The 18,931-nt window shown below is 67.4% G+C and carries 19 protein-coding genes and 4 tRNA genes; 13 read left to right on the top strand and 10 right to left on the bottom strand.

Going from position 1 to position 18,931, the window contains the following annotated elements:
* Window positions 1-31 precede the first annotated feature (31 nt).
* The 4 genes from panC to pcnB are packed head-to-tail and all read right to left on the bottom strand — an operon-like array spanning window position 32 to window position 3,583.
* Window positions 32-871, bottom strand: a complete 840-nt coding sequence (panC, locus tag C1931_RS07775; RefSeq protein ID WP_108755916.1) for a pantoate--beta-alanine ligase — start codon at window positions 869-871, stop codon at window positions 32-34.
* Complete coding sequence (gene panB / locus C1931_RS07770; RefSeq protein WP_079221487.1) at window positions 868-1,683, bottom strand: 3-methyl-2-oxobutanoate hydroxymethyltransferase; 816 nt, start codon at window positions 1,681-1,683, stop codon at window positions 868-870. The genes panC and panB overlap by 4 nt, the downstream gene beginning before the upstream one ends.
* A 34-nt stretch (window positions 1,684-1,717) precedes the next feature.
* A complete protein-coding gene (gene folK / locus C1931_RS07765; protein ID WP_108755915.1) occupies window positions 1,718-2,203 on the bottom strand; it encodes a 2-amino-4-hydroxy-6-hydroxymethyldihydropteridine diphosphokinase in 486 nt (161 codons plus the stop codon).
* Between the two features lie 3 nt (window positions 2,204-2,206).
* Window positions 2,207-3,583, bottom strand: a complete 1,377-nt coding sequence (gene pcnB, locus C1931_RS07760) for a polynucleotide adenylyltransferase PcnB (protein ID WP_108749267.1) — start codon at window positions 3,581-3,583, stop codon at window positions 2,207-2,209.
* 50 nt (window positions 3,584-3,633) lie between these two features.
* Between pcnB and C1931_RS07755 the strand changes: the two genes are divergently transcribed.
* Window positions 3,634-3,708: transfer RNA gene (locus C1931_RS07755), tRNA-Glu, on the top strand.
* A gap of 266 nt (window positions 3,709-3,974) precedes the next feature.
* Here the strand turns inward: C1931_RS07755 and C1931_RS07750 are convergent.
* Genes C1931_RS07750 through xylB form a run of 3 tightly spaced genes read right to left on the bottom strand, consistent with a single transcriptional unit; the run spans window position 3,975 to window position 8,289 of the window.
* On the bottom strand, window positions 3,975-5,399 hold the full coding sequence (locus C1931_RS07750; protein WP_108752769.1) for a sugar porter family MFS transporter: 1,425 nt from the start codon (window positions 5,397-5,399) through the stop codon (window positions 3,975-3,977).
* A gap of 32 nt (window positions 5,400-5,431) precedes the next feature.
* Window positions 5,432-6,772 (bottom strand): xylose isomerase, encoded by a 1,341-nt coding sequence (gene xylA, locus C1931_RS07745; RefSeq protein WP_108755914.1) that lies wholly within the window; start codon window positions 6,770-6,772, stop codon window positions 5,432-5,434.
* Between the two features lie 23 nt (window positions 6,773-6,795).
* Window positions 6,796-8,289, bottom strand: a complete 1,494-nt coding sequence (xylB, locus tag C1931_RS07740; protein WP_108757692.1) for a xylulokinase — start codon at window positions 8,287-8,289, stop codon at window positions 6,796-6,798.
* A 245-nt stretch (window positions 8,290-8,534) separates the two neighbouring features.
* Here xylB and fdxA point away from each other — a divergent pair, with 245 nt between their 5' ends.
* On the top strand, window positions 8,535-8,858 hold the full coding sequence (fdxA, locus tag C1931_RS07735; protein ID WP_108749264.1) for a ferredoxin FdxA: 324 nt from the start codon (window positions 8,535-8,537) through the stop codon (window positions 8,856-8,858).
* A gap of 148 nt (window positions 8,859-9,006) precedes the next feature.
* On the opposite strand, the gene C1931_RS07730 is transcribed toward fdxA, so the two are convergent.
* Together C1931_RS07730 and dapA are read right to left on the bottom strand one after the other, a co-directional pair.
* The gene (locus C1931_RS07730; protein WP_108755913.1) at window positions 9,007-9,552 is read right to left on the bottom strand and encodes a hypothetical protein; all 546 of its coding nucleotides are present in this window, start codon (window positions 9,550-9,552) and stop codon (window positions 9,007-9,009) included.
* Between the two features lie 32 nt (window positions 9,553-9,584).
* Window positions 9,585-10,478, bottom strand: a complete 894-nt coding sequence (gene dapA, locus C1931_RS07725) for a 4-hydroxy-tetrahydrodipicolinate synthase (protein ID WP_108752765.1) — start codon at window positions 10,476-10,478, stop codon at window positions 9,585-9,587.
* A gap of 165 nt (window positions 10,479-10,643) precedes the next feature.
* Here dapA and C1931_RS07720 point away from each other — a divergent pair, with 165 nt between their 5' ends.
* The 10 genes from C1931_RS07720 to C1931_RS07675 all read left to right on the top strand — a co-directional run bounded on the left by C1931_RS07720 (window position 10,644) and on the right by C1931_RS07675 (window position 16,593).
* Entirely contained in the window at window positions 10,644-11,204 is a 561-nt protein-coding gene (locus C1931_RS07720; RefSeq protein ID WP_005409051.1) for a glycine cleavage system protein R, read from the top strand.
* A 79-nt stretch (window positions 11,205-11,283) separates the two neighbouring features.
* Window positions 11,284-11,763, top strand: coding sequence for a peroxiredoxin (locus C1931_RS07715; protein ID WP_108755912.1), 480 nt, complete (start codon window positions 11,284-11,286; stop codon window positions 11,761-11,763).
* 81 nt (window positions 11,764-11,844) lie between these two features.
* On the top strand, window positions 11,845-13,245 hold the full coding sequence (locus C1931_RS07710) for a PhoH family protein (protein ID WP_108749260.1): 1,401 nt from the start codon (window positions 11,845-11,847) through the stop codon (window positions 13,243-13,245).
* The gene (locus tag C1931_RS07705) at window positions 13,242-13,739 is read left to right on the top strand and encodes a hypothetical protein (protein WP_108755911.1); all 498 of its coding nucleotides are present in this window, start codon (window positions 13,242-13,244) and stop codon (window positions 13,737-13,739) included. The genes C1931_RS07710 and C1931_RS07705 overlap by 4 nt, the downstream gene beginning before the upstream one ends.
* 18 nt (window positions 13,740-13,757) lie before the next feature.
* Window positions 13,758-14,426 (top strand): YoaK family protein, encoded by a 669-nt coding sequence (locus C1931_RS07700; protein ID WP_108752762.1) that lies wholly within the window; start codon window positions 13,758-13,760, stop codon window positions 14,424-14,426.
* A 111-nt stretch (window positions 14,427-14,537) separates the two neighbouring features.
* On the top strand, window positions 14,538-15,347 hold the full coding sequence (gene thiD / locus C1931_RS07695) for a bifunctional hydroxymethylpyrimidine kinase/phosphomethylpyrimidine kinase (protein ID WP_108755910.1): 810 nt from the start codon (window positions 14,538-14,540) through the stop codon (window positions 15,345-15,347).
* Window positions 15,344-16,270 carry an alpha/beta fold hydrolase gene (locus C1931_RS07690; RefSeq protein ID WP_108755909.1) on the top strand — a complete coding sequence of 309 codons (927 nt, stop codon included), beginning with the start codon at window positions 15,344-15,346 and terminating at the stop codon, window positions 16,268-16,270. Before thiD ends, C1931_RS07690 begins: the two co-directional genes overlap by 4 nt.
* Window positions 16,261-16,337, top strand: a tRNA-Arg gene (locus tag C1931_RS07685). The genes C1931_RS07690 and C1931_RS07685 overlap by 10 nt, the downstream gene beginning before the upstream one ends.
* Before the next feature lie 70 nt (window positions 16,338-16,407).
* Window positions 16,408-16,484, top strand: a tRNA-Arg gene (locus C1931_RS07680).
* 32 nt (window positions 16,485-16,516) lie between these two features.
* Window positions 16,517-16,593 (top strand) — tRNA-Arg (locus tag C1931_RS07675).
* A 553-nt stretch (window positions 16,594-17,146) separates the two neighbouring features.
* On the opposite strand, the gene C1931_RS07670 is transcribed toward C1931_RS07675, so the two are convergent.
* Window positions 17,147-18,061 (bottom strand): LysR family transcriptional regulator, encoded by a 915-nt coding sequence (locus C1931_RS07670; RefSeq protein ID WP_108755908.1) that lies wholly within the window; start codon window positions 18,059-18,061, stop codon window positions 17,147-17,149.
* A 139-nt stretch (window positions 18,062-18,200) separates the two neighbouring features.
* Between C1931_RS07670 and C1931_RS07665 the strand changes: the two genes are divergently transcribed.
* Entirely contained in the window at window positions 18,201-18,902 is a 702-nt protein-coding gene (locus C1931_RS07665; RefSeq protein ID WP_108752758.1) for a pirin family protein, read from the top strand.
* Window positions 18,903-18,931 lie beyond the last annotated feature (29 nt).

Here is an 18,931-nt window from a genome sequence, read left to right as displayed (position 1 = left end):
CCAACGGGAAAGGGATCCGACCCCGCAGACATCAGAATTCCAGGTTGTCGATCAACCGGGTGCTGCCCAGGCGGGCGGCAATCAGCGCCACCCGGCCGCCGCCGTCGAAGGTCGGTTCGGCCAGCTCCGGGGTGCGCAGCACCGCGTAGTCGACCTGGAAACCGGCAGCCTGCAGTGCGGCGGTGGCATCGGCTTCGATCTGCGCCCGCGTGTGCCCGGCCACGTAGCCTTCGCGCATGCCCAGCAGGGTGCGGTGGATCGTGGTGGCCAGCGGTCGCTGCTGCGCATCCAGGTACTGGTTGCGCGAGCTCTTGGCCAGGCCATCGTCGTCACGCACGATCTCGGCACCGACGATCTGGATCGGGAAGGACAGCTCGGCCACCATCTGCTTGATCACCGCCAGCTGCTGGTAGTCCTTGCGACCGAACACGGCCACGTCCGGCTGCACCTGCAGGAACAGGCGCGCCACCACCGTGCAGACGCCATCGAAGTGGCCCGGGCGGCTGGCGCCCTCCAGCACTTCGCTCACGCCGGGGGCGTGCATCTGCGTGGTCTTGTCCACGCCCAGCGGGTACATCGCCTCGACGCTGGGCAGCCACACGGCATCGCAACCGACCTGCTCCAGCCCGGCCACGTCGGCCTCGGGCGTGCGCGGGTAGCGGCTGAAATCTTCGTTCGGCCCGAACTGGGTCGGGTTGACGAAGATGCTGGCCACCACTTTGTCGGCGTACTGCCGGGCCAGGGCCACCAGCGAATGGTGTCCGCCGTGCAGGTTGCCCATGGTCGGCACCAGCGCCACGCGCAGGCCCTGCTGCTTCCACTGGGCGATCTGTTCGCGCAGTGCGCCAAGTTCGTTGAAGGTCTGGATCATTGGGCGTAGGCGTGCTGTTCGTCGGGGAAGCTGCCGTCGCGCACGGCGTCAGCGTAGGCGCGGGTGGCACCGGCCACCGAACCGCCTTCGGCCAGGAAGTCCTTGACGAACTTCGGACGGCGGTGGCCACTGTCCAGGCCGATGAAATCGTGCAGCACCAGCACCTGGCCATCACAGTGCGGGCCGGCACCGATGCCGATGGTCGGCACGTCCACCGCGGCGGTCACTTCAGCCGCCACCGGGGTCGGCATGCATTCGAGCACGATCAGGGTGGCACCGGCGGCGGCCACGGCCTTGGCGTCTTCCACCAGCTGGCGCGCGGCATCGCCACGGCCCTGGATCTTGAAGCCGCCCAGGCGCAGCACCGACTGCGGGGTCAGGCCCAGGTGCGAACACACCGGAATCTCGCGCTCCACCAGGTAGCGCACGATGTCGACCTTGAAGCCGGCACCTTCGATCTTGACCATCTCGGCACCGGCCTGCAGCAGCTGCAGCGAAGCGTCCAGCGCACGTTCCGGGGTGGCATCGGCGCCGAACGGCAGGTCGGCCACCAGCAGCGCCCGCTGCAGCACGCGCGACACCGCACGGGTGTGGTAGACCATGTCCGCCACCGTCACCGGCAGGGTTGAATCGTGGCCCTGCACGACCATGCCCAGCGAATCGCCGATCAGGATCAGGTCCACGCCATTGGCGTCGAAAGTGCGGGCAAAGCCTGCGTCGTAGGCGGTCAACATGACCAGCTTCTGGCCATTGCGCTTGGCTTCGGCCAGCGCGGGTACGGTCCAGGGCTTGCTGTCTGCGTGGGTGCTCATGTGCTGATAACCGGGGGAGATAACCCGGGCATTATCACCCTATCGGCGCGATCCCGCAGGCGTCGACCCGCATCACTGCGTCCTGCACGCTGCCATGGCCGGGAATGGTCAGTTCCGGCGCGATTTCGGCCAGCGGCACCAGTACGAAGGCGCGCTGGTGCAGGTACGGATGCGGCACCTGCAGCGCAGGCGCGTCCACGGTCTGCTGACCGTAAAGGAGCAGGTCCAGATCCAGCGCGCGCGGGCCCCAGTGCACGGCCGGGTCGCGCACCCGGCCGAAACGCTGCTCCAGCGCCAACAGGGCCTGCAGCAGGTCCATCGGCGCCAACGTGGTATCCACGGCCGCCACCGCATTGACGAACGGCGGCTGGTCTTCGTTGCCCCAGGCCGGCGTGGCATACAGCCGCGATGCCCGCTGCAGGCGCGTGCCGGCCAGCGTGTCCAGCGCGGCAATCGCCGCGCGGACCGTGCCCGCGGCATCGCCCAGGTTGGCACCCAGGCCTATCCACGCAACGGTCACGACTTACTCGGCCGCGCCGCCCGGGCCACCGCTGCGACGGCGGCGACGGCGGCGCTTGCGCGGCGCCCCGCCCTCTTCGTCGCCCCCCTCGGCGTGCATGGCGTCGAGCGAGTGTTCCAGCTCGTTGCCCGACTGCGCCTGCGCCTCGCGCCAGAACTGCACATCGGCTTCGTGCTCGGCCGAGGCCACCTGGCGCAGCGACAGGAAATCGAAGGCGGCACGGAAGCGCGGATGGGTCAACGTGCGGAACACGCGCTTGCGCTGGCGCGAACTGAAGCGCGACTGCAGCAGCCAGATTTCCTGCATCGGCAGCGAGAACCGGCGCGGCAGGGCGATGGTGCTCAGCTGCTGCACCGTCACCCGGTCGGCGGCGCGCCGCTGTGCTTCTTCCGGGGCCACGCCCTGCTTGAGCAGGGTGGCCTGGGCACGGCAGTAGGCCGGCCACAGCAGCAGCGCGAACAGGAACGCCGGCGAGACCGGTTCGTCGTTGGCCACGCGGGCATCGGTGTTGGCCAGGCCTTCCACCAGCATGCGGCGCAATGCGCCGGTACGGTTCGACTTCAGCGCCTTGGCGCTTTCCGGGAACAGCACGTCCAGCAGGCCGTAGCGCTCCAGCCCTTCGAAACTGGCCACGCCGTGCCCGGACAGGAACAGCTTCAGCACCTCTTCGAACAGACGTGCCGGGGCCGCCTCATTGAGCAGGCCGGCCAGCTGCGGGATCGGCGCGGCGGTGCCCTGCTCGATCTGGAACCCGAGCTTGGCGGCCAGGCGCACCGCGCGCAGCATGCGCACGGGGTCTTCGCGGTAACGCTGTTCGGGATCGCCGATCAGCTTCATCAGGCGTGCCTGCACGTCCTCGAAGCCGCCGACGTAATCGCGCACCGAGAAATCCTCGATGGCGTAGTACAGGGCGTTGCAGGTGAAGTCGCGGCGCACGGCGTCGTCTTCGATGGTGCCGTAGACGTTGTCGCGCACCAGCATGCCGTTTTCCATTTCGCGGTCGCCGCTGCCGTCATCGCTGTTGGCACGGAAGGTGGCCACTTCGATGATCTCGCGGCCGAAGACCACGTGGGCAAGGCGGAAACGGCGGCCGATCAGGCGGCAGTTGCGGAACAACTGCTTGACCTGTTCGGGCGTGGCGTCGGTAGCCACGTCGAAATCCTTGGGTTGGCCGTTGACCAGCAGGTCGCGCACTGCGCCGCCCACGAGGTAGGCGCCGAAACCGGCATCGCGCAGGCGATAAAGCACGCGCAGGGCGTTCGGGCTGATCTCCTTGCGGGAGATCGTGTGCTGGTCGCGCGGAATGACGCGCAGGCTGAACGGAGATGGAGCAGGGGAAATGATGTTGGCGCTTCCGGTTGAAGTTTCGGGATTGCCCATTGGCATCGAGGTACCTATACTACCGCTCCTGCCTCGGCAGCGACATACATGCTCCCTTCGTCTAGTGGTTAGGACGTGGCCCTCTCAAGGCTAAAACAGGGGTTCGAGTCCCCTAGGGAGCACCAGTCGCCGCAGCAGGAACCGAAAAAGCCCGCCAATGTGCGGGCTTTTCTGTTTTCCGGAGTTCACTACTCCGGACGCTTGGTCGCTGTGGCGCCTCCCTGTTCCTGCGTTCGAGGGGGCGGCAAGAACAGCCCCGCTCCTCCGCAGCCCATTCAATCCCGACGCGCAGACCTGCGTCCGCCACCCGCAATGTGTCGAGAGGGGGCAGGCCGCCCCTCCCCCACGTAGCCGGGAGGCGCGAACGCAGCGCCTCCGAAGCCAAAGCGCGTCAGCCTTCCATCTGCTCCAGTTCCTTGCCCTTGGTTTCGCGGACGTAGCGGACCACGAAGAAGATGGAGAGGAAGGCGGCCACGGTGTAGATGCCGTATGCGCCAGCCAGGCCGATGCCGGCCAGCAGCATCGGGAAGGTGACGGTGATGGCGAAGTTCGATGTCCACTGCGCCGCACCGGCCACGGCCAGCGCCGAGCCGCGGATCTGGTTCGGGAACATTTCGCCCAGCATCACCCACATCACCGGGCCCCAGGACATGTTGAAGAACACCACGTAGACGTTGGCCGCCACCAGCGCGAGCCGGCCCATGCCGTCGGACAACTGCAGGCGCCCGTCCACCAGGCTGCCACTGGCAAACGCCACCACCATCAGCGCCAGCGACACCGCCATGCCCACCGAACCGATCCACAGCAGCGGCTTGCGGCCGATCCGGTCGATCAGCAGCACCGTTACCAGGCAGGCGCCGATACTGAGCGCGCCGGACAGCACGTTGATCAACAGCGCGTCGTTTTCCGAGAAGCCCACCGCCTGCCACAGCACGGCCCCGTAGTAGAACACCACGTTGATGCCCACCAGCTGCTGCAGCACCGCCAGGCCGATGCCCACCCAGACGATGCCACGCAGCTTGCCGCTGGCCTTGTCCTTCAGGTCGGCAAACGTCGGCCGGTGCTGGTCCTGGGCCAGGCTGCCCTCGATCTCGCCGCGCTTCACCCGTGCCTCGGCCGGCCCGTACAGGCGGGCCAGCACCGCTTCGGCCTGCGCGTGCCGGCCCTTGGCCACCAGGAAGCGCGGGCTCTCGGGAATGGTCAGCAGCAGCACCAGGAACAGCAGCGAGGGAATGGCCTGCATCCAGAACATCCAACGCCAGGCCTCCTGCCCCAGCCACAGCGGCTCGGTGGACGCACCGGCCGCGCGCGCCAGCAGGTAGTTGCTCAGGAAGGCGGCAAACAACCCGCTGATGATCGCCATCTGCTGCACCGTGGCCAGCTTGCCGCGATAGCGCGCCGAGGCCACTTCGGCAATGTAGGCCGGCGACATCACGCTGGCTGCGCCCACCGCGAAACCGCCGACCATGCGCGCGGCCACGAACAGCCACGATGCATGTGCTGCGCCCGCACCCAGCGCCGACAGCAGGAACAGCACCGCCGAAATGATCAGCACGCTGCGGCGGCCCAGCAGGTCACCCAGGCGCCCGGCCACGAAGGCACCGATGGCGCAGCCCAGCAGCATCGAGGCCACCTCGAAGCCCAGCGCGGCCTCGCTGGAATTGAATGCCTGGCGCAGGCCATCGACCGTACCGTTGATCACCCCGCTGTCGAAGCCGAACAGGAAACCACCGAGGGTGGCCACGCAGCTGATCAGGACGATGAAAGCGGTGTTTTCGCCGCGGCTGCCGGCGCTTGCAGGAATCGCTGTGGACATGGGTTCATCCGCGAAGGGAAAGGGCCTGCCGCTCAGCGCAGCAGGTACTGGTTCAGCAGGTTCTCATAGGCCTCCTGCCGTCCGCTACGCTGGCGCAGCTCGCCGCTCTGTTCGGCCAGCGCGCACAGCGCATCGAGGCCCAGCTGGCCGGCCGCGAACGCCTGGCCCGGGCCCTGGTCGAAGCTGGCGTAGCGCTCGCGCCGCCACTGTTCCAGCGGCGACTGCTGCAGCAGCGCATGGGCCACTTCCAGGCCGCGGGCGAAGGCATCCATGCCGCCGATATGGGCCAGGAACAGATCCTGCGGATCGGTCGATTCGCGCCGCACCTTGGCATCGAAGTTCAGCCCGCCGTGGCCCAGACCGCCCTGCCGCAGCACCACCAGCATCGCCCCGACCGTGTCGTACAGGTCGGTCGGGAACTGGTCGGTATCCCAGCCATTCTGCGGATTGCCCCGGTTCGCATCGATGCTGCCCAGCAGCCCGGCATCGGCCGCCACCTGCAGGTCGTGGGCGAAGGTGTGGCCGGACAGCGTGGCGTGGTTGGCTTCGATGTTCAGTTTGAAGTCTGCATCCAGGCCATGCTGACGCAGGAAGCCGACCACGGTGGCGCTGTCGAAATCGTACTGGTGGTGCATCGGTTCCATCGGCTTGGGCTCGATCAGGAACGTGCCTTCGAAGCCGATGCTGCGGCCGTGGTCGCGTGCCGCTGCCAGGAACCGCGCCAGGTGGGCCTGCTCACGCTTCATGTCGGTGTTCAGCAGGCAGGCATAGCCTTCGCGGCCGCCCCAGAACACGTAGTTGCTGCCGCCCAGGGCCACCGTGGCTTCCAGCGCGGCCTTGACCTGCACGGCGGCACGCGCCACCACGGCGAAGTCCGGGTTGGTCGCCGCACCATTCATGTAGCGCGGGTGCGAGAACAGGTTGGCCGTGCCCCACAGCAGCTTCATGCCGGTCTGCTGCTGGCGCTGGCCGGCCAGTTCAACCATGTGCGCCAGGTTGGCGCGGTACTCGCCGATGTCATCGGCGTCCGGCGCCAGGTCCACGTCGTGGAAGCACCAGTACGGCACGCCCAGCTTGGTGAAGAATTCGAAGGCGGCATCGCAGCGCGCTTCGGCGCGGGCCAGCGGCGTATCGCCCTGGTCCCAGGGGTAGGCACGGGTGCCCGGCCCGAACGGGTCCTGGCCGGCGCCACAGAAACTGTGCCAGTAGGCCACGGCGAAACGCAGGTGCTCGGCCATGCTGCGCCCGCCGATCTGCCGCTGCGCGTCATAGACCTTGAAGGCCAGGGGATTGTCGGAGTCGCGGCCCTCGAACGGGATGCGACCGATGCCGGGGAAGTACTCACGCTGACCAACATGGAACGGGGTTGCCATGGACGATGCTTCCTTCTTCGGGATCAGGGCAGGCGCTGCTGGAACAACGGAGTCAGTGCCTGCAGGTGGTGGACGAAACGCTGGTAGCCGGCCTGGTACAGGGCGCCGCGCGCGGCATCGGGCTGCGCGGCCTGGGCGGCATCGAACTGCAGGTGCTCATCGACCAGATCGGCCAGTGCCCCGCCCTGCCCCTCGCACAGCCACAGCGCCTGCAGCGCAGCGCCGAACGCGGCGCCTTCGGCCTGCACGGGCACGACCACGGGCAACTGGAACAGATCGGCGATCATCTGCCGCCAGCCGGGGCTGTTGGCGCCGCCGCCAGTCAGTACCAGGCGCTGGCCCTGCAGCCCGCCCTCGACCAGGGCGTCGTAGCCCAGGCGCAGGCTGTAGCTGGCCCCTTCCATCGCGGCGCGATACAGGTTGGCCGGGCCCAGGTTGTGCAGGTCCAGCCCGTGCAGGGCGCCGCGCGCCAGCGGCAGGTCCGGGCTGCGTTCGCCATTGAAGAACGGCAGCATCACCAGCCCGTCGGCGCCGGGCGCGCTCTGCGCCAGCAGGTCTTCGCACTGCGCGGGCGACTGCCCCAGCAGCGCGGCTACCTGGCCGGTAGCGACGGTGCAGTTCATCGTGCAGATCAAGGGCAGCCAGCCACCGTCGGAGGCGCAGAACGCGGCCCAGCGTCCCTGCGGATCGATGCGCGGCGTGGCGCTCCAGGCGAACAGCGTGCCCGACGTGCCCAGGCTCATGCTCAGCCGCCCTTCGCGCACCGCGCCGGTGCCGATGGCCGCCATCATGTTGTCGCCACCGCCGACCGCCACGCGGGTGTTCGCAGGCAGGCCCAGCAGCGCCGCCACTGCGGGCAACAGGGTGAACCCCTGGTCGGGCGCGACCAGAGGCGGCAGCAGTCCGGCCAGATCGCGCCGCTCATCGGTGGCCGCCAGCATCGGCGCCGACCAGGTGCGCCGGCGCACATCCAGCCAGCCGGTACCTGAGGCATCGCCGGCCTCCATGAAGCGCTGCCCGGTCAGCCACAGATTCAGGTAATCATGGGGCAGCGCGATGCCGTCCAGAGCCGCATCGACGTCCGGCCGGTGCTGACGGGTCCAGCGCAGCTTGGAGGCGGTGTAGCCCACGCGCAGGTCATTGCCGGCTTCGGCAATGCAGGCCGCCACCCCGCCCATCGCCGACACGATCTGCGCGCACTGCTCGCTGCTGCTGGTGTCGCACCACAGCTTCACCGGCCCCAGCGCGCGGTTGTCCGCGCCCAGCGGTACGAAGCCATGCTGCTGGCCGGAAACGGCAAGCCCGCGCACCCGCGCGCGCAGCGTGCCCGGCAACGCCTGAATGGCCTGCACCAGCGCCTGCACCCAATCGGCTGCGTTCTGCTCGCGCCCGCCGTCGTCGGTGGCGGTCAGCGACAACGGCCGCGCCTGCTGCGCCAGCACCTGCCGTGCCTGCGCGTCATAGGCCACCACCTTCACACTCTGGGTGCCGGCATCGATGCCCAGATACACGCTCATGCCCTGCCCTTCGCTGCGATCCGCACTGTCACCCGCCAGATGTCCACCGATGGACATCGAGTCTGCCGGGGCGGTCGGCGGCTTGGCAATGTGCACTGCGGCAAAGAGGGCTGGCATGCCTGCGGTCGCGGCAGGCAGCGACCGGGCAATCGCTGCGTTTGAGCGCACCGAAGCGTGCAACGGCAGCGCGCGCGGTCAACCTGTTCTAGAATTGTCCGCTTGAAGACGGATCTGCCTCCCCCCTTATGCCCTTTGTCGTCACCGAAAACTGCATCAAGTGCAAACACACCGATTGCGTGGAAGTGTGCCCCGTGGATTGTTTCCACGAAGGCCCGAACTTCCTGGTGATCGACCCGGACGAGTGCATCGACTGCACCCTCTGCGAGCCGGAGTGCCCGGTCAACGCGATCTTCCCTGAAGACGATGTGCCCGCCGGCCAGGAAGTGTTCGTGGGCCTGAATGCCGAACTGGCGCGCGAGTGGCCGGTGCTGACCGTGCGCAAGGACCCGCCCGCCGACGCCGGCGACTGGGACGGCAAGCCGGACAAGCTGAAGCTGCTGGAGCGCTGAGGCGCCAGCGGTTGCAAGGAAAAAGGGCGCCATTGGCGCCCTTTTTCATCGGTGGGTGCCCACCACCGCCCTGGTGGGTGCCAACCTTGGTTGGCACCGGAGCGTCAACCAAGGTTGACGCCTACCATCGCAAGGCATGGCCCGGCGCTTACGGCGCCAGCTTGGCCTTCAGTGCGGCAATCAGCTTCACCGGCGCTTCGGCGGTGGCCGGCAGGCCACGCGGGTCGACGGCCGAAATGTATGCGCCGGCATCGACGGCCACCACGCGCACCAGGAAGTTGCTGCCTTCATAGGCCACGTCGTACGAGCCCAGCAGCTGCGCACGGGTCGCGATGGTCACGCCTTCCAGGCCTTCCAGCGCCGTGCCGACCTTGGTGAAGGCCTCATCCTTGCTGCCCGGCACGATGAAGCCGGTGTTGTTGGCAGCCGGAGCCGCAGCGGCGGCCGGTGCAGCCGGCGCGGCCGGGGCCATCGGGGCGGCCTGCTGCGGGGCTGCGCCCAGCGCCGGCATCTGGTTGCTGCCCGCACCGGCCGGCAGGTTCAGGTCCGGCGGCACTTCCAGCGGACGCATTTCAGGGGCCAGGGCGTAATCGCCCTTGGCGCCGCGCTTGAAGCAACCGGTGGTACCGGCGGCAACGGCGACGGCAAGCAGGGCGCAGGACAGCACGCGGACAGTGGAAACGGATTGACGCATGTGGATCTCCTGGATCAGGCCACGACGACAGGTCAGTGGCTGGAAAGGGCTTCAAGGGCGGCAATGTCGCCGGCAAGATGGTCGGCGGCCGGCGCATGCTCGGCCGACAGCGGCAGCAGCGGCAGGCGCAGATCGTGGCCGATGCCGATCCGGCGCAGCAGCGCCTTCACCGGAATCGGGTTGGGCTCGACGCCACAGAAATCGTGGAACGGCTGCAGGCGGCCATCCCACGATTCGGTCGCTTCATGGTCGTGGGCGGCAGCCAGCGCGCACATGCGGCGGTAGGCACCCGGCAGCGCGTTGGAGCCGACCGAGACCAGGCCATCCATGCCGGCCTGGATCGAGCGGGCGGCGGTGCCGTCATCGCCGCTCAGCACGGCGAAATCCGGGGCCGACAGCGCCAGCAGCGCCTGCACCCGGCCGGTGTCGCCCACCGCTTCCTTGATGCCGACGATGTTCGGGTGGCGGGCCAGTTCGGCCACGGTCTCCGGCAGCATGTCGCAGCCGGTACGGCCGGGCACGTTGTACAGCACCACCGGCAGGCCACCGTGGTCGGCCACGGCACGGTAGTGCGCGATCAGGCCGGCCTGGGTCGGGCGCACGTACGGCGGCGTGACCACCAGCGCATGGCTGGCGCCCAGCGCAGCGGCGCGGCGGGTCTGTTCGATGGTCTTGGCGGTGCCGGACAGGCCGGTGCCGGCCAGGACCGGAATGCGCCCACCGATGCGCTCGACCGCGCTGGCCAGCAGCTGGTCGTACTCGGCATCGGACAGGGTGGCGGCTTCGCCGGTGGAGCCAGCGACGACAACGCCCTGGACGCCCGCCTCCAGCTGCAGGTGCAGCAGGCGCTGCCAACCGTCGGGATCGAGGGAGCCGTCGGCCCGGAACGGGGTCGCCAGCGCGGTGATGAGGCCGGAAAGGGACAAGGACGTGCTGCTCTTGGCTGGGAAGGGAAACGCCCGCCATTACTGGGCGGGGGCGACCTGAATGTTACTTGCGGCGCGAAACCACGGGCAAGTATGCTGGACACCGGTGGATTCCCGCCCCCCGGCGGGCATTCAGACTCACCCCAAGCATTACCCGGAATCGCCTTGACCGACACCACCCCGCGCCCCGCGCCGAGCGAAAACCACCTCCTGATCAACGCCTATACGACGCATCCGGAGTCCCCCCTGCTGTCTGTCACCCGCCGCATCGCCGACAGTGGCTGCAATCTGGTCGACGCCCGCCTGGCCACCGTTGGCCGCGATGTTTCGGTGACCGCGCTGGCCACCGGCTCCTGGGATTCGGTGGCCAAGCTGGAAGCCATGCTGACCCGGCTGGAGCGCGAGGAAGGCCTGAAGCTGGTCTGGTACCGCACCGCCGCCAAGCAGGCGCAGTCCAACCTGCTGCCCTACATCGTGGAAGTGATCGCCGCCGACAAGCCGGGCATCCTGTTCCAGCTGGCCGATTTCTTCGACCGCCAGGGCATCACCATCGAGAACCTGCAGAGCACCCGCTACCGCGCCATGCAGACCGGCGCTGAAATGTTCAGCGCGCAGGTGACCATCGGCGTGCCGGCCAACATGCACATCGCCGCGCTGCGCGATGACTTCCTTGAATTCTGCGACCACTTGAACCTGGACGCGATCATGGACCCGATGAAATTCTGATTCTTCGCGCGCCTCTCACGGGCGCGTGGCGTTTCATGCAATTGTCGTAGAAACAACCCAGGCTCGACAGAAGGACCTCATGAACAACGGCGATACCCTGGACAGCACCACCCTTTCCCTGCCGCTGGCCCTGTCCGGCGGCCACCACGCCACCCTCGGCGACTACGCCGGCCAGTGGCTGGTGCTGTACTTCTACCCCAAGGACAGCACCCCGGGCTGCACCACCGAAGGCATCGACTTCAACGCGCTGCTGCCGCAGTTCAAGAAGGCCGGCGCGGTCGTGCTCGGCGTCTCGCGCGATTCGGTGAAGTCGCACGACAACTTCTGCGCCAAGCAGGGTTTCAACTTCCCGCTGGTCAGCGATGGCGATGAAGCCCTGTGCAGCGCCTTCGACGTGATCAAGCTGAAGAACATGTACGGCAAGCAGGTACGTGGCATCGAGCGCAGCACCTTCCTGATTTCACCCGACAGTCGTATCGTGCAGGCATGGCGCAAGGTCAAGGTTGCTGGCCACGCCGATGCCGTCCTCGCCGAACTCAAGGCCGCCCAAACCAAGTGAGTCCCATCGCCCACTCTGTCCGCCACCACCCTGCCCTGCAGGCTGTGGTGGTTTTTCCCTGTCCGTAACCAGGAAACGACGATGACCCGAGGCAAGCGCATCTACGTGCTGGATACCAACGTGCTGATGCACGATCCCACCGCGCTGTTCAAGTTCGAGGAACACGACGTCTACCTGCCCATGCAGGTGATCGAAGAGCTGGACAACGGCAAGAAGGGAACCTCCGAAGCAAGCCGCAACGCCCGCCAGGTAAGCCGCTTCCTCAACGAGCTGGTGCAGGAATCGGGGCTGGACAACCTGGCCGACGGCATTCCGCTGCAGCGCCCGAACGGGCTGCAGCTGCGTGGCAAGCAGAGCGCCGGCAAGCTGCGCTTCCAGACCAGCCACTTCGACGCCGGCAAGAGCTTCGGCAAGGTCATTCCGGACAACGCCATCCTCGGCGCGATCCTGGCGCTGAAGGAAGAGACCCCGGACCTGCCGGTGGTGTTCGTTTCCAAGGACATCAACCTGCGCATCAAGGCCGCCATCGCCGGCATCGTGTCCGAGGACTACGAGAACGATCGCGCGCTGGACGATTTCAGCCTGCTGTACACCGGCGCCACCGAGCTGCCCGAAGACTTCTGGAAGCGCCACGGCGAAGACCTGCGCAGCTGGAGCGACAAGGGCCGCACCCATTACGAAATCCAGGCGCAGGACGGCGAGGAGTGGTATCCGAACCAGTACGTCTACCTGCCCGGCGAAGACGAAGTGGAACTGCGCGTCAGCCGCGTGGTGGGCGATGGCAAGGTGGTGCTGTCGCTGGTCGATGACTTCCGCCACGGCAGCCACGCCGTGTGGGGCATCAGCGCGCGCAACCGCGAGCAGAATTTCGCACTGAACGCGCTGATGGACCCGGAGATCGATTTCGTCACCCTGCTGGGCACCGCCGGCACCGGCAAGACCCTGCTGGCGCTGGCCGCTGGCCTGGCCCAGACCATGGACCAGCAGCGTTACCGCGAAATCATCATGACCCGCGCCACGGTGAGCGTGGGCGAGGACATCGGCTTCCTGCCCGGCACCGAAGAAGAAAAGATGACGCCGTGGATGGGCGCGCTGACCGACAACCTGGAAGTGCTCACGCACAACCAGGAAGGCGGCACCTGGGGCCGCCAGGCCACCAACGACCTGCTGGCCAGCCGCATCAAGATCCGCTCGATGAACTTCATGCGCGGCCGCACCTTCCTGTCACGTTATCTGATCCTGGACGAGGCGCAGAACCTCACCCCCAAGCAGATGAAGACCCTGATCACCCGCGCCGGCCCCGGCACCAAGATCGTCTGCCTGGGCAACGTCGAACAGATCGACACCCCGTACCTGACCGAGACCACCTCGGGCCTGACCTACGCGGTGGACCGCTTCAAGAACTGGCCACACAGCGCACACATCACCCTGCGCCGTGGCGAGCGTTCGCGCCTGGCCGATTACGCTTCGGAGGTGTTGTGAACCGTTGCACCCGTCTGTTGCTGCCCACGGTGGCGATCGCCCTCGCCACCGCCCTCGGCGCCTGCACCACCACGCGCGGGCCGGCCAGCGTGCCCACCGCCGAACGCACCGGCCAATCGTGGGTGGTCACCCGCCCGGTCATCGCCGCGCAGGTGCTGGATACCTGCTCGCGGCCCAGCCCCGGCCGCGAGGCCGGTCGGGTCACGGGTTACTGGGCGCCCAGCCGGCAGCAGGTGGACCAGCTGGAGGCGAAGCTGCCCTCGCTGGAAGTACAGGTGCCGCACGTACTGGACTTCGACCGCCAGTACGTGGGCATCGAGAGTGGCGGCAAGCGGCTGATCTACATCAACGCCTTCCCGCCTAGCGACAGCGACGTGAATCCCGCACGCGAAGCAATGAGCGTCTGTGATGGCGGCGCGCAGTTCTGGGGTGCAGTGTTCGACCCGGCCAGCAACACCTTCAGCGACCTGCAGTTCAACGGCGGCTTCGACTGACCCTGAGGGGCCTCGCCGATGGGAATCCGCCTGCCCACCTGGGTCTGGATCGGCGCGGTCGCGCTCTCCTGCGTGGCCGGCATGGTCAACGTGGTTGGCTTCCTGGGCTTCGAGCACCAGGCGGTCAGCCACATGACCGGCAGCACCAGCCAGCTGGGCATGGCATTGGCGCAGGGCGACTGGCGTGCGGTGGGTCACCTATGGGGCCTGCTGATCGCCTTCTCGTTGGGCGCCATGCTCAGCGGGCTGTTGATCCAGGACAGCACCCTGCAGCTGGGCCGCCGCTACGGCGTGGCGCTGGCAATTGAATCGATGTTGCTGCTGGTGGCCATTCCGCTGTTTGAGCAGCAGCAGATCTGGGGCGCACTGGCCGCGGCCATGGCCTGCGGCCTGCAGAACGCCATGGCCACCACCTTCAGTGGCGCGGTGGTGCGCACCACGCATCTGAGCGGCATGTTCACCGACCTGGGCATCGGCCTGGGCCACCTGCTGCGCGGCCTGCCGCTGCAACTGCGGCGGCTGACCCTGAGCGGCCTGATCATCAGCGGCTTCCTGGCCGGCGGGGTGATCGGCGCCTGGCTGTTCATGCGCTGGCAGTACGACGCGTTGCTGGCCCCAGCGCTGCTGACCGGCCTGACCGGCATCGTCTACGTGGTGTACCAGCAATGGGCGCGCTGGCGGCATTGAGGGTGCCCGGGGTCGGATCCCTCTCCGGCGGAGAGGGCTCTGACCCCGGCTTGCGGCAGTCGAGCAAGCTCGACTCTACCCGCACCCGCTGGACCACGGCACAATCGACGGATGAGCCCCTCTACGCCCGTTTCCGCCCTGACCATCGCCGGCTCCGATTCCGGCGGCGGCGCCGGCATCCAGGCCGATCTGAAAGCCTTTGCCGCCCACCGCGTGCACGGCCTGTCGGTAATCGCGGCATTGACCGCGCAGAACACCCGCGGCGTGACCGCAGTGCATGTTCCGCCGGTCGACTTCCTGCGCGCGCAGCTGGACGCCTGCTTCGATGATTTCGACATCCACGCGGTGAAACTCGGCATGCTGGCCAATGCCGAGGTGATCAACGCGGTGGCCGAGGCACTTGAACAGCGCCGCCCCGCCCATGTGGTGCTGGACCCGGTGATGGTCGCCACCAGCGGCGCGCGCCTGCTGGAAGACAGCGCGCTGCAGGCACTGCGCGAACGCCTGATTCCGCTGGCCACGCTGATCACCCCGAACACCCCCGAAGCCGAACTGCTGGTCGGCCACCGCATCGGCAATGCCGCGCAGGCAGAACAGGCGGCGGCGGCACTACTGGACCTGGGCGCCGGTGCAGTGCTGCTCAAGGGCGGCCATCTGCAGGAAGGCAACCGCGTGGTCGATCGCTATTTCGACGGCGTCAGCAGCGAGGAGTTCATCCATGCGCGACTGCCGCTGGACGCGCACGGCACCGGCTGCACGCTGGCCTCGGCCATCGCCGCGCAGCTGTGCAACGGCCTGAGCCTGGGCAACGCCTGCGAAGCGGGCATCGACTACGTGGCGCGCGGGCTGCAGCAGGGCTATGCGCCTGGCCGCAGTGAGGTGCTGGTACTGGACCACTTCGGCGCGGCGCCGCACGCATGAGCGCGACGCCACGCACGTTCGCCGTGCAGAGCGGCGATGGCCACCAGTACGAGATCATCGCCTGCGTGCCGCCGCAGCCGCTGGCCCGCCTGCTGTGGCTGCCGGCACTGGGCGTGGCCGCGCGCCATTACCTGCCGCTGGCGCAGGCGCTGGCCGCACGCGGCATTGCGGTGTACCTGCACGAGTGGCGTGGCAATGGCAGCAGCTCGCTGCGCCCCTCCAGGAAGGTGGACTGGGGCTACCGGGAGATTCTCGAACAGGATCTGCCGGCCAGCCAGGACGTGCTGGAGCGCGAAGACAACGAAGCAACGCTGGTGCCCTGGATCATCGGCGGGCACAGCCTGGGCGGGCAGCTGGCCTGCGTGCATGCGGGCCGCGTGCCGGATCGCTTCCAGCACCTGTGGCTGGCTGCCAGCGGCACACCCTTCTGGCGCGCCTTCCCGCCCCCGCGCGGATGGCTGCTGCCGCTGTTCTACCGTTTCCTGCCCTGGATCGCGCGCCGCCAGGGCGTACTGCACGGCCGCCGCCTCGGCTTTGGCGGCACCGAAGCACGCGGGCTCATCGCCGACTGGGCGCGGGTGGGCCTGAACAACCGCTACGCCGCCGTTGGCATGGTCGAAGATCTGGAGGCGCAGCTGGCGCGCATCCACGGCACCGCGCAGGCGGTGCTGATGGCCGATGACTGGTTCGCCCCGCTGGGTTCGATGCAGGCGCTGCTGGCCAAGCTGCCGAATGTGGCCTCACGCGTGCGCGTACTGTCCGCGCAGGAACTGGGTACGCGTGCCGATCACTTCGCCTGGATGAAGGCCCCGGACGCTGTGGCGGAAAGCTTTTTCATTCAGTTGAATGAAAATTTTCACAAAAGCGTTGACGTCGGGCGCCGACATCCGCATAATTCCGCTCCTGTCGCAGGGCGCCCGTAGCTCAGTTGGATAGAGTACCTGGCTACGAACCAGGCGGTCGGGAGTTCGAATCTCTCCGGGCGCACCACTCGACAGGCTTCCAGCATCCGCCGCTGGAAGATGCAGTAAAATGATGTAACAAATTGATTGTGTACCGCGCGCCCGTAGCTCAGTTGGATAGAGTACCTGGCTACGAACCAGGCGGTCGGGAGTTCGAATCTCTCCGGGCGCACCACACACGATCAACACAACAAGTTTATGTAATTGGCGCCCGTAGCTCAGTTGGATAGAGTACCTGGCTACGAACCAGGCGGTCGGGAGTTCGAATCTCTCCGGGCGCACCATTACACCGAAACAGCAGGCCTCGGCCTGCTGTTTTTTTATGTGTATTTTCTGCAGGGCTGCGCCCTGCACCTGCAGAAGCTTTACAAGCCAGAGCAAGATCAGAAGTGGCGCTGGCTTTCTGCTGGTTGGGCGGGGCGGTGTGGGCTTGCAGGACACGCCGTAAACCCCTCCATGGGGGCTCGTAGGCGCCATCCATGGCGCCTGCGGTCCTGCAAGCCCACACCGCCCCACCCCCGACAATTTCCTGCGGCGGTTGGTAACGGCTGTTGCTACTGCTCTTGGTAGGTGTCGACCTTGGTCGACACGATTTTTCTGTCAGATATCGAATTGAATATTGAATCTGGGGTCAGAGCCCGTTGCGTAGCAACGGGATCCGACCCCGTGCGGCGACCGAGCTTACATGGACGTACTTGCAGCGTCCCCCTCAGCCGGACCCACCCCGCCACCCCACGGATACCCAGCTCTTGACCTGGCTTTTGCAGTTGCCGTTGCCTTGAGCAGGTGCAGGGCGCAGCCCTGCAAACAACACCCCCATCCACGCAGGGCGTGGATCTACCCCATTGCCTGCCACCACTGCGCCAGCAGCTCCGGCCTGCGCAGCCGTTCGCGCCACCAGCGCAGGGCCGCGCCATCCTCGCCGGTGCGCCAGGCCAGCCAGAAGGTCTCTTCCGCCTTGGGCTCTTCCACCTCGCGGATCACCAGCTCGCCACGCGCTACCGCCGCGCGCGCGCACGGCTCGGGCAGGAAACCGAATCCCAACCCCTGGCATTGCAGCTTCAACTTGCTGGCCATGTCCGGCACCGTCAGGATCTCCTGCCCCATCAGCAGGCCCACGGTGCGCGGCAGCAGACGCCGCGCGGAATCGGACACCGCAATGGCGCAATGCTCGGCCAGATGCTCGCGGCCCAGTACACCCGGCACCTGCGCCAGCGGATGGTCCGGCGCCACCGCAAACACGAAATCCACGCTGCCCAGCGGCTCCACCACATAGCCACCGCCGCTGGGTCCCTCGCCCGCCGCCCCCACCAGCAGGTCGGCGCGCCGGTCCAGCAGCGCCTCCCACGTGCCGGACAGCGCCTCGCCGAACAGCCGCAGGCGCGTCGGTGCCTCGATACCGCGGAACGCGGCGATATCCGGGCCCAGCAGCCAGGTCGGGAACATCGAATCCACCGCCAAACTCAGCTCCGCCTCCCAGCCCGACGCCACCCGGCGCACCCGCAGCTCCAGCTCGCGGGCCGCACGCAACAGGTGCCGGCCCTCGTCCAGCAAGGCGCGCCCGGCCTCGGTCAGCTCGGCGCGCGGGCCCACCCGGTCGAACAACTGCACGCCCAGGTCTTCCTCCAGCTTGGCCACCGTGTAGGAAATGGTGGACGGCACCTTGTGCAGGGCCTTGCCGGCCCCGGCAAACGAGCCGCGGCGGTCGATGGCGTCCAGGATCTGCAGGGCATCGAGGCTGATCTTGAGCATTCGAAATTTTCGATGATGGCTGTCAAAACTATCCGTTTTTCAAACCCGCGGCGCAAGCAGATACTTCTCTCCAACGGGGAAACACAGCGGCCACCGGCCCACCCCGCCCCATCGAAACCATCGAACAAGGAGAATCATCATGCTGCAGATCCGCAAGAGCGCTACCCGTGGCCTGGCCGAGCATGGCTGGCTGTCGTCCCGCCACACCTTCTCCTTCGCCAGCTACTACGACCCGCGCTACGTCAGCTTCGGCCCGCTGCGGGTCATCAACGAAGACAAGGTGATCGGCGGCCAGGGCTTCGGCACCCACAGCCACAGCAACATGGAAATCATTTCCTACGTGCTGGGCGGCGCGCTGGAGCACAAGGACTCGATGGGTACCGGCTCAGTGCTGCGCTACGGCGACGTGCAGGTGATGAGCGCCGGCAGCGGCGTCAGCCACAGTGAGTTCAACCACTCGGCCACCGATCCGGTGCACTTCCTGCAGATCTGGGTGTTCCCGGACCGCGAGAACATCGAGCCGTCCTACCGCGAGACCCACTTCGCGCCGGAGAGCAAGCGCGGCCAGCTGCGCCTGATCGCCTCGCCCGACGGCGCCGACGGTTCGCTGCGCATCCAGCAGGATGCCCGCATCTTCGCCACCATCCTGGACGGCGAGCAGAAGCTGCACCATGCGCTGGCCAGCGGCCGTGGCGCTTACGTGCAGGTGGCCCGTGGCCAGCTGCAGGTGAACGGCATCACTCTGGAAGCCGGCGATGCCCTGCAGGTCAGCGACGAAGCGCAGCTGACCCTGGAAAACGGCAACGACGCTGAAGTGCTGGTATTCGACCTGCCGCTGTAAGGCACAAAGACCTGCGGTGCCGCGTGGCA

The sequence above is a fragment of the Stenotrophomonas sp. YAU14A_MKIMI4_1 genome, assembly GCF_003086855.1.
GTDB lineage: Bacteria > Pseudomonadota > Gammaproteobacteria > Xanthomonadales > Xanthomonadaceae > Stenotrophomonas.
The sequence above is the reverse complement of the archived record's forward strand: the minus strand, read 5'-3'. Positions and strand labels throughout refer to the sequence as shown.

Excerpts from the sequence above, each read along its gene's own strand:
- panC (WP_108755916.1), bottom strand. The coding sequence starts at position 871 with ATGATCCAGACCTTCAACGAACTTGGCGCACTGCGCGAACAGATCGCC.
- panB (WP_079221487.1), bottom strand. The coding sequence starts at position 1,683 with ATGAGCACCCACGCAGACAGCAAGCCCTGGACCGTACCCGCGCTGGCC.
- pcnB (WP_108749267.1), bottom strand. The coding sequence starts at position 3,583 with ATGGGCAATCCCGAAACTTCAACCGGAAGCGCCAACATCATTTCCCCT.
- C1931_RS07750 (WP_108752769.1), bottom strand. The coding sequence starts at position 5,399 with ATGTCCACAGCGATTCCTGCAAGCGCCGGCAGCCGCGGCGAAAACACC.
- xylA (WP_108755914.1), bottom strand. The coding sequence starts at position 6,772 with ATGGCAACCCCGTTCCATGTTGGTCAGCGTGAGTACTTCCCCGGCATC.
- xylB (WP_108757692.1), bottom strand. The coding sequence starts at position 8,289 with ATGAGCGTGTATCTGGGCATCGATGCCGGCACCCAGAGTGTGAAGGTG.
- fdxA (WP_108749264.1), top strand. The coding sequence starts at position 8,535 with ATGCCCTTTGTCGTCACCGAAAACTGCATCAAGTGCAAACACACCGAT.
- C1931_RS07730 (WP_108755913.1), bottom strand. The coding sequence starts at position 9,552 with ATGCGTCAATCCGTTTCCACTGTCCGCGTGCTGTCCTGCGCCCTGCTT.
- C1931_RS07715 (WP_108755912.1), top strand. The coding sequence starts at position 11,284 with ATGAACAACGGCGATACCCTGGACAGCACCACCCTTTCCCTGCCGCTG.
- C1931_RS07710 (WP_108749260.1), top strand. The coding sequence starts at position 11,845 with ATGACCCGAGGCAAGCGCATCTACGTGCTGGATACCAACGTGCTGATG.
- C1931_RS07700 (WP_108752762.1), top strand. The coding sequence starts at position 13,758 with ATGGGAATCCGCCTGCCCACCTGGGTCTGGATCGGCGCGGTCGCGCTC.
- thiD (WP_108755910.1), top strand. The coding sequence starts at position 14,538 with ATGAGCCCCTCTACGCCCGTTTCCGCCCTGACCATCGCCGGCTCCGAT.
- C1931_RS07690 (WP_108755909.1), top strand. The coding sequence starts at position 15,344 with ATGAGCGCGACGCCACGCACGTTCGCCGTGCAGAGCGGCGATGGCCAC.
- C1931_RS07670 (WP_108755908.1), bottom strand. The coding sequence starts at position 18,061 with ATGCTCAAGATCAGCCTCGATGCCCTGCAGATCCTGGACGCCATCGAC.
- C1931_RS07665 (WP_108752758.1), top strand. The coding sequence starts at position 18,201 with ATGCTGCAGATCCGCAAGAGCGCTACCCGTGGCCTGGCCGAGCATGGC.